The organism is Salmonella sp. SA15303 (assembly GCF_029962125.1).
Taxonomy (GTDB): domain Bacteria; phylum Pseudomonadota; class Gammaproteobacteria; order Enterobacterales; family Enterobacteriaceae; genus Salmonella; species Salmonella enterica.
In genome coordinates this window covers 1,152,298-1,167,406 of sequence record NZ_CP123924.1, presented here as the reverse complement: position 1 = coordinate 1,167,406, position 15,109 = coordinate 1,152,298, and the positions used below count along the sequence as shown (strand labels likewise).

Genomic DNA, 15,109 nt, shown 5'->3' with positions numbered 1-15,109 from the left:
ATAAGAAGCCCGGCGGGTTTACGCCATTAATTTCTGTTGTGGGTTAATTCGGCATGGTTAGCCGTTTTGGAAATAAGCTCACCACTGCACGAAAATGATTCATTGCTTTAATCAGTTCCCGCTTTTCGTCAGTAGTCAGATCACTAATATTGACGCTATGACGTTCTGCTGGAATCTTTGCCATATAGAATATGGCTGCCAGTGCCCTCTCATTTTGTTTATTGTTAACATCCCTTTGGTCGCGCATATCTTCAATGAACCTTTCAAGCTCCGACTCAATATTCAGGCCGAACACTTTTGCGCGTAATTCAGCAATATGATTCAACCCATCCAGGCGTTTGCCGGGGCTTAATGGAACTGTCGCCACCGGGCCATCAATAGCCATTCCCCCTCCTATCTCGTCGTACATATACCTATTTGAAGTTGTGCCGGGAATTTTTTCACACGCCCGGCGCGTGCCTTAGTGGTAGACTATTTGCGCCAACAATCACCTACCCCTCGAAGGAGAAACCTGATGTCAGACTCTGACAACTTCCATGTATTGCCTCGTCCTGCCCCTGCACCTAAGCCAGAACCGGGGCAAGATAAAAAATAGGAATCCGGCATGACTAAACAAAGCTCCGAATATTTCCAGTTGCATTACTGCTATTACCTTGAGCTTATGACGGCGACACTTCACGGTAGGGCTGACAAATTGATGACTGCTATTCAGATTATTAGCGGTACTGCTGTCATAGCCGATACCGGGCTGGAATGGGTATTCGCTTTGCCTGTTGTTGTAATCGCAACAATTCAACTTGTGTGGCAACCCGCAATTATTTCCGAGCGTGCTAGCGTACAAAGCCGTCAGTACGGTGAATTGCTTTATGCTGGGGATGAATTGACCCCGGAACTGATTGCACAAAAATTGAAAACACTGCATCACTCTGATTCCGCACCTTTCGGTTCTTTGTTAAATCCAGCCTACAAAAGAGCAGCTATTGCATGTGGTCGGTCTGACGACACTAAGCTCAGCTTCCAGGAAAAGCTTTTCGCCTGGTTTGCAGGATGCCTGCCACGTTAAAACTTAGACGTTGTAGCAATCTCTTTTTACCTATTCCCCGGACAGCCTGCTGCCGGGGAGACAGTTCAATACATGGATGCCACTTTTTTCCGCAAGGTAAATAAATCCAGCCGTGACCGTAGTGCATTGCTGGGCTTTGCTTAACGAGAAGTGATGCAAAAGATGGTTCTCTAGTCAGCATAGCCACCTCAGATCAGACCGAATGAAGCGCCGAGGCCAGTCACGGTATCCACTGTGCTTGCCATCGCCGGGTTAGCCTGCAAACGTGCCTGTATGGAAACGGCAGCCAGTGCCATTAGGCGAGTAACAGAGTTGATGCTACTGATAACATCGCGGCGGCCTGCAGTAGTTTTCACATCACCCGATACAGCACCGGCAGCAATACGTCCGATTTCAGCAGTAGCGCTCATGACGTAGTGTGGCAGCTTCTCTTTTGCCACTTCGTTCATCGGCACACATGGCAGGCAGTGAATTTGTGCCAGGAAGCCATCAACCAAGGTAGAGTCCTCAGTCAGATCGGTAAGCAGCCAGATTTCAGGCGGCGTGAGCTGATGCGGCTGCTCCGGGTTCAGTTTGTTGCGCAGAGTCTGGACGTTCATTCCCGCGCGTTCTGCCAGCTTTGCCATGTTGTGATGCAACGCGAAAGCCCGGCAGGCTTCGTCAAAGTGCGGATGTTTGGAAATCTTGTAATCAAACATGATACCCCCTCAGAAAGTTCGCATAATGGAACTTACTGACCAACAACAACGTTGTAATTGAAGGCTGACTGTTCCATGTTCTTACGCGCCTGATCTCTTTTGTATTTGAGATAAAGAATGAAGACACGGCCTTTATTTTTTTCTTTTTTTTCAATGTAGTTAGCAAGTTTACCGTGATGAATCATCTGATAAACCGAGCCACGGGAGTACCCCTCCCATTCTGCGAACTCTGCTGGCGTAGCTATGACTTTTGGTACACGAATTGAAATCTCAGTACTCATAGTGCACTATCTCTTAGTTTTTTAAGTTTTAGCTGGTTTTAGGTTACTTTACGGGATTCCCCAATTCGGGAGTTAGCTGATACTACGATCACTTTATGTGGTCGTCAATGGAGTATTTGATGATTAACATACACGCAGGTCCCAATTCGGGAGGAAGAGAAGCAATTGAAAGATTGCTGAAAGCGTATGGATTTACCACTAAGCAAGCCTTGGCTGATCACTTAAAAATATCTAAAAGTACAATGGCAAACAGGAACTTACGCGATAGCTTCCCTGCAGAATGGGTAATTCAATGTGCTTTAGAAACAGGCGCGTCATTGCTATGGCTAGCAACAGGGCAAGGAGAAATGTTCGCCTCACAAGACCGTGAAAAAAATCCCGTAAACGAATCATCGATCACACTTCGTCCGCTTTCGAAGATTGTGGCTCCAAGTCTTAAGCAAGCAGAGCTGAAGAATGGCGAATTGAAAGCAGAAGGTGAGATTTTGCTGGATAGGAGCTTGGTGGATGGAGAACCAAATGATTCATTATTCATTAAAACGCAAGCCGATTGGTTTGTTGTAGATACATCTGTGAAACAAATTAGCAACGGCTACTGGCTTGTTGATATGGATGGGGTTAAAAGCATCGTCAAGATTGCTCGCGTTCCAGGCAATAAGATTGTGGTTCACCAAGATGAAACATCCTTTGAGTGCTCCGTGGATGATATTGAAGCCATCGGTCGCGCAGTTAAAGTGATCAAGAACCTTTAAACCATGACGATCAGAAAGCAGCCTAACGGAAAATGGTTGTGTGAGTGCTACCCAAACGGGCGTGACGGCAAGCGAGTGCGCAAACAATTTGCGACAAAAGGCGAGGCCATAGCATTTGAAAATTTCACTATGGACGAAGTGAACAAAAAACCATGGCTGGGGGAAAAGGAAGATCGGCGGCGTTTATCAGAATTGATTGAGCAGTGGCACTCCCTTTACGGCCAGACGCTCGCGGACCCCAAACGCCTGATGGCGAAACTGCACATTATCTGCAATGGGCTGGGCGATCCCATCGCCTCTGAATTAACCGCCGGTGACTTTACGAAATATCGTGAAGCACGATTAAAAGGCGAGGTGCGTAACGAAGATGGCGCGCTAATGTCGCCAGTAAAGCCCCGCACGGTAAACCTTGAACAACGCAACCTATCATCCGTTTTTGGCACACTGAAAAAACTGGGCCACTGGTCAGCCCCTAACCCGCTCGCCGGGCTGCCAACGTTCAAAATCGCAGAGGGGGAACTGGCGTTCCTGGCCCCGGACGAAATTAAACGCCTGCTTGATGCCTGCGCAGATTCTCAAAGCCCCAGCCTGCTGATGATCACAAAAGTTTGCCTGGCTACCGGTGCACGATGGAGTGAAGCCGAAAATCTGCAGGGCCATCAGTTATCAAAATACCGGATCACCTATACCAAAACCAAAGGCAAGAAAAACCGAACCGTACCGATATCTCAGGAACTGTACGATGAACTCCCCAAAAACAGAGGGAAGTTATTCACGCCATGCAGAAAAGCCTTTGAACGCGCAGTAAAACGAGCCGGTATTGACCTGCCGGAAGGCCAATGCACTCACGTACTGCGCCATACGTTTGCCAGTCATTTTATGATGAACGGCGGAAACATACTGGTATTGCGCGATATTCTGGGTCATGCAGACATAAAAATGACGATGATTTACGCCCACTTTGCGCCCGATCATCTGGAAGATGCCGTGACAAAAAACCCGCTTCATAACCTCAACTGGAACCGCTAATTGATGGCGGCACTTTGGCGGCAAAGACTTAAAATCGCATAAAATCTGACAAACACAAAAACCAATAAGATAATGATTTTAAAAGTAAATATCTGTTTTTGTTAGTGTGAAAATGGTATGTAGGAATTTCGGACGCGGGTTCAACTCCCGCCAGCTCCACCAAACATTCATTCATGATGCATCATGAACCTTAAAAAAGCCTGTAACTTCAATGAGTTGCAGGCTTTTTTGTTGCATGTGTGGTCATGATCTCTGTATGAATCTTGAGCTTTTGGCACCATGTTTAGCACCACGGTATCGTGGGGCTAAAAAAGCGTGGTGCTAAAACATGCCTAACCAACTGAAACCCTTAACAAATGTGGAGATCGCTGGCGCGAAGCCCCGTAGCACAGACTATGAGCTACGGGACGGTGAAGGCCTGTACTTGCTGGTTAAGACTTCAGGGAGGAAGGCCTGGCATTTCGAGTATTATCATCCCGTCACCAAAAAGCGCACCAAAACCAGCCTTGGCCCTTACCCGGTCGTTACACTGGCCATGGCTCGCGAAACTCGCACGAAATACAGACGACTGCTCTATCAGGGCATCGATCCCCGTCAACACTTAGCAGGAATAGCTGAAGAAAAACGCATCCAGAATGAATGCACGCTGGAAAAAGTTGCGGAACAGTGGCTCAAAGAGAAGAAACGGACCAGCGATCTTAGCGAAGATCACGCCAAAGATGTCTGGCGCTCGCTGGAGATGCACGTCTTCCCCTCTCTGGGTAACACACCCGTTACCGAGATCCGCCCGAAGATGCTCAAGGAACACCTCACCCCGCTGGAAGAACAGGGCATCCTCGAAACGCTGCGGCGAGTCATCTCACGGCTTAATGAAATCTTCCGTTTTGCCATCTCCGAAGAGCTCATCGAATTCAATCCGGCTGACAACCTGGTCGCCCGCTTCAAGAAACCAAAAAAGCAGAACATGCCCGCCCTTCACCCCAGTGAACTGGGCAGGCTAATGCTGGCGCTACAGAACGCTTCTATCCGCAAGGAAACCCGCTGCCTTATCGAATGGGAGCTACTGACCTGGGTTCGCCCCGGCGAGGCCGTCAGCGCCCGCTGGTGCGACATCGACATGAAAAAAGCAGAATGGCGCATCCCCGATACCTTTATGAAGATGAACCGTTCGCACACGGTGCCGCTTAGCAAACAGGCGCTGCGCGTTCTTCAGATCATGGAGCCCGTCAGCCGCCATCGTCCGTGGGTCTTCCCCAGCATCCGCAAACCACTGGAGCATATGCACCAGCAGACCGCGAACGCCGCGCTTATCCGCATGGGGTTCGGCGGCGAACTGGTCGCCCACGGCATGCGCAGCCGCCAGGACCGCAGGCGCAGGTCATTTTCCCCGTGAAGTCCTGGAATCTGTGCTGGCACACCAGAAAGAAGACGAGATCGAAGCGGCCTACAACCGCAGCGACTATCTGGAACAAAGGCGACCGCTGATGCAGTGGTGGGGAAACTACGTTGATGCCGCCAGACGGCAGGCGCTGCTCGGTGCAGAAGAACCGCTGCAAATCGTGGAAGGAGAATAATGTGACCAGTCCCATTCGTCAGAATCTGTTTGAACGGGAATGTGATATGCCGCTTCTGGAAGCGCGGCATCTCGCCCTTCTGCTTCTAGGCCTCGATGCTTCCCAACCTGCAAACGCCCTGCCGGAAGAACATCAGGAAAACTACCGTATCCTGCACGACGCCATCAGCCGGACCATTAAGGCAACAGGCATGGTCAGTGCCCCGGCGAACAAGCGCATGTTCTATGCCGATGAGATGTTTGCCCTGGCCTGGCGGCTTATTGATGACGAACTGACGCCGTCAGAAGTAAAAGACCGTAGCCTGAAGGCGGTGATGAAACTGTCGCGTAATAGCCGTGGCCGCAAGTGGCTGAAGACGCTCGGCGACGACGCACTACCGGATCTCACGGCTTCAACACAACCTTCCCTGCGTGGAATGCATAAGCGCGACAAAGCACGGGAGAATACTGCCCGACTCTGCTGGCTGCTGGTTCAGCTTCTGGTTGAGGAGACTGATGGGCGTTATGGGACGTCGGATAAACCGGCTTCTGACCAGATACTTCGAAAGCTGAAGACGCTGGCTAAGGAACAGGAATTGCCGTCGGATGGGCTTGGACGGGGGACATTTTATGAGGTGTTGAAGATGGAAAGAGAAAAGTGAGTATAGGTAATTGATATCTGTGTAAGATGCAGCGAACCGAATAAAATCTGAAAGCTCAGACGTATAGTCTGCTTCGTCCTGTGAGTTCAATAGGTTGATGCAACGCTATCCTTAATCAAGGGGGACGTTGCTTGTGTAACATTTAATCTACGGATATTGGTCATTAATGCGGGTTGATGTTGTACTGTCATGATTGAGCGACCTCAGGTTGAGGGTGGGGCTCACTTATATACGTGTATCCATTATTAGTAGGTAAATTCATGTATATTAGCTACCTAATTTAGCCACTCCTCCGCACATAGTTAACTCCTGATTTGAGATAGAGAGGGATTATGATGCTAGGAAGATTTATTGCTTAGCATATAGCAGGTGATCTTTTACCTACTGGAGTGGTAAATTACCCCTATTTTTCAGTGAATGTTTTGTCAGGGAGTATTAATTTCGTGGAAAACGATAAGGTGAAGTTAGGAAGAAATGATAAATGCTGGTGCAAATCAGGACTTAAGTATAAAAAATGCCATCTCGATCGAGACCGTGAAATGCCGGTATCTAAAGCCGAAGCCCTGAAATTTTCAAAGTCTAATTCGCAGAGAAAGGCGTGTTATGCACCAGCATCCATGCACGAAGATTGTGACAAACGTATCGTTCAGGCGCACACGCTTTCTAAGAGCAGTAGCCTTAAGGCGATCGCCGACTCTAGTAATCATGTTATGGGAGTGGTAATGAACCTGCCGAGCCTGATAAAAAACAACGGAAGATGGGTTCCAGAGAAGATTGGTATCAATCAGGCATCCACTTTTACCGGATTTTGTGCAGTTCATGACAGAATATTATTTTCATGTCTAGAGAACGAAAAATTTACAGGCACGGATGAGCAGTGTTTTGCCCTAATGTTTCGTTCGTTATCTAAAGAAATTTACGCCAAGGAGGGGGGAAGACGGTCTTCCGATTTTGCTAAAAATGCCGATAAAGGAAAGTTACAGGCCGAACAAGTCTATATTCAGGAATTTGTCAGCCTGCATCAAAGCGGTTTGAATGCAGCAATAACTGAACTAAATAATCTTAAAACTAGCCTCGACCGCATTCTGCTTAACAGACAGTTTTCAGAAATTGAAAGTGTTGTCTTCACGTTTTCAGAACCATTACCCATTGCGGTTTCGTCAATTCTTTCACCGGAGAGGGATTTTGATGGGACCAAAATTCAGGATTTGAACGATCTTACCGTGTCGGCGGAACAGGTCTGCTTCAATGCTTTTTCCAGCGAAGGTAAGGGATATGTAGTGTTCAGTTGGCTGGGAACTTCAGCAATTATCAGACGTTTTGTGCGATCACTAATTAAGGTTCAAACTGACAGGATTTTCAACACCCTCCTGTATTTTTTCTTCACAAAAGCTGAAAATACATACTCATCTCCTGAGTGGTGGGACAGCCTCAGTGACAAACAGCGAGAGAATATCGGCAATATGATTATGTCGGGTGTTGACTTTTTTGATAATTCTACATTACGCGTCGATCATTCAGTTGATTATAACTCTGCTGCGCTTGCAGAGATAAGATACAGCAACAGCGAGATTTCCAGTTGAATGCTTTAATGCCATTAGAAAAAACGGGCCAATCAGTTGTACCGAAATTGTAACGATAAGATGTCACCGCCTTTTGCTGCCAGATCGGCATCTTTCGACAAACTGATGTAGGCTGCTGATTTCCGCTTAAGCGGAGGTTATCAGGTTAGGGATGCTATCTGCAGATAGGCTATAGTAACTGGGTACTCTCCCCAATTGTAATTGACCTGCTCTCCGTTAATGAACAGGTCACAATCGTTGTAATGCGGCCATTAGGAGTTTCCATCGTAGTATTTTATCCAGTCACAATCGGAGTAAAAAATAAACATATATTCTATCAATTCACTCATTAAATTTAATCTAGCCTACATACACCAGCTGGTTTTATTTTTTCAGTAATGAAAATTAACATATCGATTTCATTCTTCTTAGGGACTAACATCGAAACCCCATGTACAAGACTATTTCTAACCTCAGTAATTTTTTTAATAAAAGTTGCATCTTGCCTAGAAATTATTTTGTTTTTTACTAAAGCATTGACTACTTTCCCTATAAAAAGAGGGCGATTAGGTTGTTTAGCCGAAAAAACCTTATGCCTTGCAATTTTTTCAAAATTAATCCAAGCAGAGATGAAACAAGTAAAGCCAGATACAAACATATATTCTTCATGATCAATGTCTGGCAGGTGCCCAACAACTGAACGAATCATGTCATCTGGTAAGTTGAAAAGTTCACGTTCAAGATCTTTCGCTACAATAACTCCAGTATCAATTAAGTTAAAATCACTTTGCAAAACAATTAATTCCTTGTGCAACTGCGGTAAGGAACCCTTATATTTATCATTTAAGACAAAGTAATATTTTTTAATAGGACATATATCATGCCAGTAATCCCTTAACCCTTCAAAATCATCTTTTATTTTATTAACAGCAGCTAGTACATTATTAGATGCATCTTCTGGTGCATACACCTGATAATATACCCCCTGCCCCTTAATAAAACCATCATTCTTTCTGTCTCCAATATTTCCATAAGGCTTCACCTGCTGAAAATCTGGCGACTTATAGTACATTATTTTTGAAAACAAGTCCTCAAAGCGAACTCCGTCAGACTCATAGACTTGGAGATGAAACATGTTTCTAGCAATAGATAATGAGATATCATCCATAGTCAAACCTTGCATAATTAGAGTAAATTCAACAACATTTACTTATCTAAGTTATATGAAACTTGGCGTTACCACAATAACAGAAAATATTAAATTGTTAGTTCTTCTGACTGCCCCTGTTGATTAACACACCGCAACTTAAGTAATGCCATCATCAGTGGTTAGAACAGTTAACAGCTTCCTCGCTTACAACTGACGATGAGATAGCGGCAGCTATTGTGAAGTGTTTGTAGTCGTGCGTTGCCATTCGTTAACCATAGCAAATATTATCTCGACGGAGCTCAACTGGATAAAAACCATTTATTTTCAATAAATTAATCTAACACCATCAGTTTTGATGGCAAAGAAAATCTTCCCGGACTCTTTACTTTCTATCCGGACTTAACTTTTTCACCCGGACCTATACCTCCCCTCCCCGTTCCGCGCTATAACCGCCTCGACACTCTGTTCCCGTGAGGTGCAATCATGAAAATCCGTGCTGACAGTAACGATGCTTTTCCCGAAAGCGGCAACGTGCGTATGCGGCAGGTGGTCCAGTTTCTGGCGATGAGTGAATCATCGGTTTACCGCCTGATTAAAGACACCGACTTTCCCCGCCCCGTCCACCTCTCTTCCCGACTGGTGGTCTTCGATGCTGCGGAAATCCGTCAGTGGCAACAGCGCCGCACCGTCATCCGTTAATCCACGCTCAGGGATGAGTCGACTGATACCCCATCATGAAACGCGCGCCCTTTCTCTGTAAGCAGTCTCCGGACCGCACGCTCGAAGTGGTGATCCTTGCCGGAAGCCTGGCATGGGAAACCTCACGCGTGTGGCGAAAAGATCCCGACCGGGAAGATGATGTTCCTCCGATGGTACTCGGCCCGAATGAACTGGCCGATCTGAGCAATCTGACCATTATCAGGCCCGACACGCTCTACGTCCGGGTACTTCGCACCGGCGATATCAGTGAAGAAGATCTGCTGAAAATTGCCGTAAAACTGGCGCACGCGGGTGTGCAGATGGCCCGGCTGATGAGCCCTGACGGTGAGTTACTGGAGAACTGGACCGGGCAGCTTGAACGCCTGCGACAGGAAAGGCCTTCCGATATCCTGCCGGATCACTTCCGCCTCGATGAAGAGGCGCTGTGGTTTGACAAGCTCACCGAACGGCGCGACGGCGAAAGCGACGTCCAGCCCCAGCGCATCTGTTCCCCTCTGCGCGTCACCGCCATCACCTGCGACAGCCATGACGGCAGCTATGGCCGACTGCTGGAATGGCACACCACCACCGGGCAGTTGCGGCGCTGGGCCATGCCGATGGCGATGCTCAGCGGCAACGGCGAGGAGCTGCGGCGCATCCTGCTGGAGAACGGTCTGACCAATATCTCCACCCGCCCCGCCCTGCGCAGCCTGCTGTGCGAATACATCTCACGGTCACTCCCCGGACGCCGGGTCACCTGCGTGGAGAAAACCGGCTGGCACAACGGGGTATACGTGCTCCCGGATGAAGTTATCGGTCCCGATGGCGACAATGTCATCCTTCAGGGCAGCCACTACCTGACTGGTGGCTTTGCGCAGGCAGGGACGCTGGCAGAGTGGCAGGAGCAGGTCGCCGCACTCTGTGCAGGCAACTCGCGTCTGGTCTTTGCCGTCTGCTGTGCGCTGGCCGCCCCGCTGTTGCGCCTGACCGGAACGGGTGGCGGGGGTTTCCACCTGCGCGGTGAGTCCACCGATGGCAAGACCACGGTGATGAAAGTGGCCGCTTCCGTCTGCGGTGGCACGGATTACTGGCACTCCTGGCGGGCCACCGGGAATGCGCTGGAGGGAATTGCCAGTCGCCACAATGATGCCCTGCTGCCGCTCGATGAACTGCGCGAAGTGGATCCGCGTGAAGCCGGGATGATTGCCTATATGCTGGCAAACGGCCAGGGCAAGGGGCGCGCCCGCACCGACGGCGAGGTACGCAACCGCAGGCACTGGACGCTGCTGCTGTTCTCCACCGGGGAGCTGTCGCTGGCGGAACACACCGAACGCGCCGGGGAGCGTATCTACGCCGGGATGGACGTGCGCATGGTACAAATCCCCAGCGACACCGGGCAGCATGGCGCGTTTGAGCAACTACACGGCTTTGCCAGCGGCCAGCAGTTCGCCGATACCCTCTGCGACAGGGTGGCCCGCTTTCACGGCACCGCCTTTCGTGCCTGGCTGGCCTTCCTCACCCACGACCAAGACGCCAGCACCACGCTAGCGAGAGAGTTACTTCGCCGCTACCAGAACGCCCTGATGCCGGACAACGCTGGAAACCAGGTGCAGCGCATCGTGGCCCGTTTTGCCCTGCTGGCGGCGGCCGGAGAGATAGCGACGCTGCACGGCATCACGGGCTGGCAGAAAGGCACGGCGTATGAGGCGGTGCAGATCTGCCTGCACGCCTGGCTGAACGAGCGCGGCCATATTGCCAACCAGGAAGATGAAGGCGTGCTGGCGCAGATCAAACGGTTTATCACCGCGCACCAGTACAGCCGCTTTGCCTCGTGGGATGGCCCGGACCGCCCGCTGAATATGGCAGGCTTTCGCCGGGTGGAAAAAGATCCGCTGACGGGCGAGGAACACACACTGTTCTTCATCCTGCCGGAGGGCTGGCGGGAAATATGCCGGGGATTCAGTCCCGCCAGGGCGGCCAGATTATGCCAGGAAGCAGAATGCCTGCAGCCCGGCAGCGACGGGAAATACCAGTCGCAGGTTCGCCTGCCGGAGATCGGCAAAACCAGGGTTTACCGGCTTACCTCCCGCATCCTCAGTATCTGAGTGCAGTCTAACGTGTCTTAAAAAAAGGTGGTACAGGGTGGGACAAGTGGTACACGCAGAGCTGGCGAGGGTTACAGCGTCCCACCTTAGAGAATTTGATTAAAAAAAAGTGGTACAGGGTGGGACAGCCGTTGCTAAATCTGTCCCACTTTTCCGACTGGCATTTTTCAGGTGGTACAGCGCAAAGCCACGGCTGGCGCGGTTGTACCACTTGTCCCACCTGTACCACCTCAAAAACAGAATGAATGAAAATGGCGAAAAGGGAGTGAAAAGGCAAAGGCTGAAAGGAAGGGAGAAGAAGGGGAACGGACTTGCCCGAAAAATTCCGAAACATAAACAACATACGAAGTTGAAGCAATAACAACAACGTACATTTCAAGCGCTTAGAAGCGAGATTTCACGTTACAGTAACAATTTAATATATTGATATCATTAACTATTCCCCTTATCTTATATTCATAATATAATCATTGCTAACATTAATAAAAAGTCGAGAACTGCAATGGAACTCAGAAGAATATCTGTAAATAATTTGTTCGGAATTTTAAACTATGATATTGATTTAGGGAACTCAGAAACAATTATTATTACCGGACCAAATGGTTACGGAAAAACCATGCTTTTAAAGATAATTGACAACATTTTAAATAAAAATATAGATTTTTTCTTTGATTTGCGATTTGAAGAAATAAAATTTGAACTTGACACCATATTACTATGTATAGAGAAACAAAAAAATAAGAATGTTGCAGTTACGGTAGTCGATTATGTAAACGATAAAAAACGACAGGAAGTATTCACTCTAAATAAAAACAAAGAACTTGACGTCGATTATTTTGATGAAATATATAATAAACTATTAATCTGTGACAACATAGATTCTGATCCTATACTAAAATCTTACAATCATGAGGAAATATTAAATTACTATAAAATTAAAAAAATAAAACTTCATAAAGAAAAGCATCATAAAAGTGATTTCTTGGATAAATCCATTCCTAATGCAGAGTTAACTTTTATCAAAGCGCAAAGGATAGAGAATATAAAAAATGAAAAATCAGCAATCGAGTCACAAGCAAATTTCCTTCTTGAGTTGATAAAAAGAGCTGCTGAGGAATCAGCACAAATAAGCCAAAGACTTGACTCCACATTTCCAGCAAGATTATTTGATAGCATTAACGAAAATATATCTTCAACTTCTATCAATGACAGATTGATAGGCATTCAGAGAAAAAGAGAACTTTTTATGAAGTTCGGGATAATAAAGTCTGAAGATACTTTTATCCCTAGAAAATTCAGCAATGCAACATTAGGAAAAGAGTACTCAACCGTTTTAAATCTGTATATTTCAGATGCTTTAGAAAAACTATCACCTTATGAAGAATTATTTGAAAAAATAAATTTATTTGTTAATTTATTGAACGAAAAAATGCTTGCATTTAAAGAAATCAAGATCAGTAACGAGCATGGATTTTATTTTCAAAGTGATAATGGAGAAAGAATATCATTAAGTAACTTATCTTCAGGTGAGCAAAACCAAATAGTCATCTATTTTGATCTTATATTCAAAGCTAAACAAAATTCAGTAATTCTTATTGATGAACCAGAAATCTCTTTACATGTTGCTTGGCAAAAAGAATTTCTTGATTCAATAGCAAGAATACAAAAACTTAATGAGTTCTCTAAAATAATTATTGCTACACACTCGCCTCAAATAGTTAATAATAATTGGGATATAACTTACGATTTATTCGAGAATAACAATAAAAACATGGAGGGACAATGAACAGCCTCCGTGATATCACCGGTGTTTCAGACTGGATATCTGGAATGCTTTTGCTTTTTAGATCACCAAAATATAGCAGGAAGATTTTTTTCACTCTAGAAGGAGAAAGTGATATTAGATTTCTTAATACTCATTTTGCAGATGAGAGAATCCATTATGATTCGCCGTGTAGTGGTAAACCAGAAGTAATAAATGCTGTGCAATTATTGCGCTCTCATGGAAAACAAAACGTATATGGTTTATGCGATGCTGACTTTGATATTTTAGAAGGTAACAGCTACGAAAACATTCATTTTACGGACTGTCACGATCTCGAAATGATGTTAATAGAAGGTGGTTCATTTGACAAATTTATTTCTGAGTTCTTAAAGACAAGTATACTTAGAATACATACTCTTGAAGATATACGAAATAATCTTAAAGAATCTATAATTGACGTGACTTACAAAATAGGAATACTAAAATGGCTTAATTTCAAAAATAATTTATTGTTAATGTTTAAAGGAATGAAATACGATAACTTCATAACCTTTGTGGACTTTAGTGCGAATATAGACATAGATAATTACATTCAGCACATCCTCGACAGAAGTCCTCGAAAACCTCCACACTGTGATTTCAATTTTTTGAAAAAAGAGTACCAATTACTTTATAACAAACAAGCAGATTATAAATATGTTTGCAATGGACATGACTTTACGTATATCACCATGATGGCCTTTCACTCAGAATTTTCCCGTGATAAGAATATAACTCAAGAAAAAGTTGAATCACATTTAAGAATAGCATACTCAGCAACTGCATTTCAAAGAACAAATATTTATAACGAACTTTCGGGCTTAATAGATAGCCATAATATTTAATAAATTACATTCAAAAAAAAATAGCGAAATACACCGTTTCAATACCGAAATGGTGTATTTTTCAGAAAAAAAACCACCTTCATTAAAATTAAATATAACCCATTGTTTTATTAAATAAAAACACGAGTGGATGAACAATCAATGCAAATAACCTCATATATTACCAGACAATATCAATGTACTTCCGGGGTTATTTTTCTTAAAACGGTGATACTGGAGGATCAATTCTGCAAGCTCATCGTCAACAGCATAAAAATACGCTTCCGGTACATCAAGCGCTGCTGCCAGCTTACAGACGAGTTTGAAATCGGGTGCATGGACTTCCTTTTCATACGAACTGATACGCGCGCTTGCGGATTCTTCATCCAGCCCAGCGAGTGCACCCAGTTCCGCTTGCGTCAGATCAGCCCTGACTCTTGAAATCTTTAATCTTTTACCAATCACGATTGCAATCCTGCACCTGAACATGCAGGAATTATCCCTCTCTGGGCAGCAACCATCTTCAGGCATTCCCTTACCTATTCATGTATTACTTGAATTTTGATTACATTTAGAGCAATATTCAAGAATTGCGTGATTTATCACGGTTAAAAAGAGAAAACCGATGAAAAAGTCAACAACCAAAGACTGGCACCCCGCCGACATCGTTGCCGCCTTACACAAGCGCGGTACCAGTCTGGCGAAGCTGTCGCGGGAAGCGGGACTGGCCTCGTCAACATTGTCGAATACCCTGACGCGCCCGTGGCCGAAAGGCGAGTGGCTGATTGCCATCGCGCTCGACATGCATCCATCAGAAATCTGGCCCGGCCGTTACCTCAATTCCAGTAACAAACGTGAACCCCGAAAACCGCTTCACCCGATGACAACAACCGACAACTCCGGGACATAACGACCCGCGCTGTGAGTG

General features: G+C 46.1%; 16 protein-coding genes and 1 pseudogene. 11 read left to right on the top strand and 6 right to left on the bottom strand.

Going from position 1 to position 15,109, the window contains the following annotated elements:
* Positions 1–43: 43 nt before the first annotated feature.
* Positions 44–385 carry a DUF5347 domain-containing protein gene (locus QEN31_RS05635; RefSeq protein WP_000963195.1) on the bottom strand — a complete coding sequence of 114 codons (342 nt, stop codon included), beginning with the start codon at positions 383–385 and terminating at the stop codon, positions 44–46.
* 219 nt (positions 386–604) lie between these two features.
* On the opposite strand from QEN31_RS05635, the gene QEN31_RS05630 reads away from it, so the two are divergent.
* Positions 605–1,063: a hypothetical protein gene (locus QEN31_RS05630; protein WP_000166366.1), complete on the top strand. Its 459-nt coding sequence runs from the start codon at positions 605–607 to the stop codon at positions 1,061–1,063.
* Here the strand turns inward: QEN31_RS05630 and QEN31_RS05625 are convergent.
* From QEN31_RS05625 to QEN31_RS05615, 3 genes are read right to left on the bottom strand one after another with little or no spacing between them, the layout of a single operon-like run.
* Entirely contained in the window at positions 1,011–1,244 is a 234-nt protein-coding gene (locus QEN31_RS05625) for a phage filamentation protein Fil family protein (protein WP_000957775.1), read from the bottom strand. The two genes, QEN31_RS05630 and QEN31_RS05625, sit on opposite strands and share 53 nt — an antisense overlap.
* A 7-nt stretch (positions 1,245–1,251) precedes the next feature.
* Complete coding sequence (locus QEN31_RS05620) at positions 1,252–1,761, bottom strand: phage regulatory CII family protein (protein WP_001749756.1); 510 nt, start codon at positions 1,759–1,761, stop codon at positions 1,252–1,254.
* Between the two features lie 32 nt (positions 1,762–1,793).
* Complete coding sequence (locus QEN31_RS05615; RefSeq protein ID WP_023225961.1) at positions 1,794–2,042, bottom strand: hypothetical protein; 249 nt, start codon at positions 2,040–2,042, stop codon at positions 1,794–1,796.
* 119 nt (positions 2,043–2,161) lie between these two features.
* Between QEN31_RS05615 and QEN31_RS05610 the strand changes: the two genes are divergently transcribed.
* The 5 genes and pseudogenes from QEN31_RS05610 (at position 2,162) to QEN31_RS05585 (ending at position 7,620) form a co-directional block, all read left to right on the top strand.
* Positions 2,162–2,794 carry a phage repressor protein CI gene (locus QEN31_RS05610; RefSeq protein ID WP_001749755.1) on the top strand — a complete coding sequence of 211 codons (633 nt, stop codon included), beginning with the start codon at positions 2,162–2,164 and terminating at the stop codon, positions 2,792–2,794.
* Positions 2,795–2,797: 3 nt separating this feature from the next.
* The gene (locus tag QEN31_RS05605) at positions 2,798–3,823 is read left to right on the top strand and encodes a site-specific integrase (protein ID WP_001585446.1); all 1,026 of its coding nucleotides are present in this window, start codon (positions 2,798–2,800) and stop codon (positions 3,821–3,823) included.
* 328 nt (positions 3,824–4,151) lie between these two features.
* Positions 4,152–5,397: pseudogene (locus QEN31_RS05600) on the top strand (integrase domain-containing protein).
* A gap of 1 nt (position 5,398) precedes the next feature.
* Positions 5,399–6,037 carry a hypothetical protein gene (locus QEN31_RS05590; RefSeq protein WP_000203581.1) on the top strand — a complete coding sequence of 213 codons (639 nt, stop codon included), beginning with the start codon at positions 5,399–5,401 and terminating at the stop codon, positions 6,035–6,037.
* Between the two features lie 389 nt (positions 6,038–6,426).
* Entirely contained in the window at positions 6,427–7,620 is a 1,194-nt protein-coding gene (locus QEN31_RS05585; RefSeq protein WP_000248794.1) for an SEC-C domain-containing protein, read from the top strand.
* A gap of 334 nt (positions 7,621–7,954) precedes the next feature.
* Here QEN31_RS05585 and QEN31_RS05580 read toward each other — a convergent pair whose 3' ends face one another.
* Positions 7,955–8,782 (bottom strand): hypothetical protein, encoded by an 828-nt coding sequence (locus QEN31_RS05580; RefSeq protein WP_001161781.1) that lies wholly within the window; start codon positions 8,780–8,782, stop codon positions 7,955–7,957.
* 450 nt (positions 8,783–9,232) lie between these two features.
* On the opposite strand from QEN31_RS05580, the gene QEN31_RS05575 reads away from it, so the two are divergent.
* The 4 genes from QEN31_RS05575 to QEN31_RS05560 all read left to right on the top strand — a co-directional run bounded on the left by QEN31_RS05575 (position 9,233) and on the right by QEN31_RS05560 (position 14,202).
* A complete protein-coding gene (locus QEN31_RS05575; protein ID WP_000701821.1) occupies positions 9,233–9,448 on the top strand; it encodes an AlpA family transcriptional regulator in 216 nt (71 codons plus the stop codon).
* A gap of 35 nt (positions 9,449–9,483) precedes the next feature.
* The gene (locus tag QEN31_RS05570; protein WP_001520307.1) at positions 9,484–11,553 is read left to right on the top strand and encodes a DUF927 domain-containing protein; all 2,070 of its coding nucleotides are present in this window, start codon (positions 9,484–9,486) and stop codon (positions 11,551–11,553) included.
* Positions 11,554–12,055: 502 nt separating this feature from the next.
* Positions 12,056–13,339: an AAA family ATPase gene (locus QEN31_RS05565; RefSeq protein ID WP_001520831.1), complete on the top strand. Its 1,284-nt coding sequence runs from the start codon at positions 12,056–12,058 to the stop codon at positions 13,337–13,339.
* A gap of 44 nt (positions 13,340–13,383) precedes the next feature.
* The gene (locus tag QEN31_RS05560; protein ID WP_010989064.1) at positions 13,384–14,202 is read left to right on the top strand and encodes a DUF4435 domain-containing protein; all 819 of its coding nucleotides are present in this window, start codon (positions 13,384–13,386) and stop codon (positions 14,200–14,202) included.
* Positions 14,203–14,355: 153 nt separating this feature from the next.
* On the opposite strand, the gene QEN31_RS05555 is transcribed toward QEN31_RS05560, so the two are convergent.
* A complete protein-coding gene (locus tag QEN31_RS05555) occupies positions 14,356–14,712 on the bottom strand; it encodes a helix-turn-helix domain-containing protein (protein ID WP_010989065.1) in 357 nt (118 codons plus the stop codon).
* Between the two features lie 94 nt (positions 14,713–14,806).
* Between QEN31_RS05555 and QEN31_RS05550 the strand changes: the two genes are divergently transcribed.
* Positions 14,807–15,091, top strand: coding sequence for a helix-turn-helix domain-containing protein (locus tag QEN31_RS05550; RefSeq protein ID WP_000749979.1), 285 nt, complete (start codon positions 14,807–14,809; stop codon positions 15,089–15,091).
* Positions 15,092–15,109 lie beyond the last annotated feature (18 nt).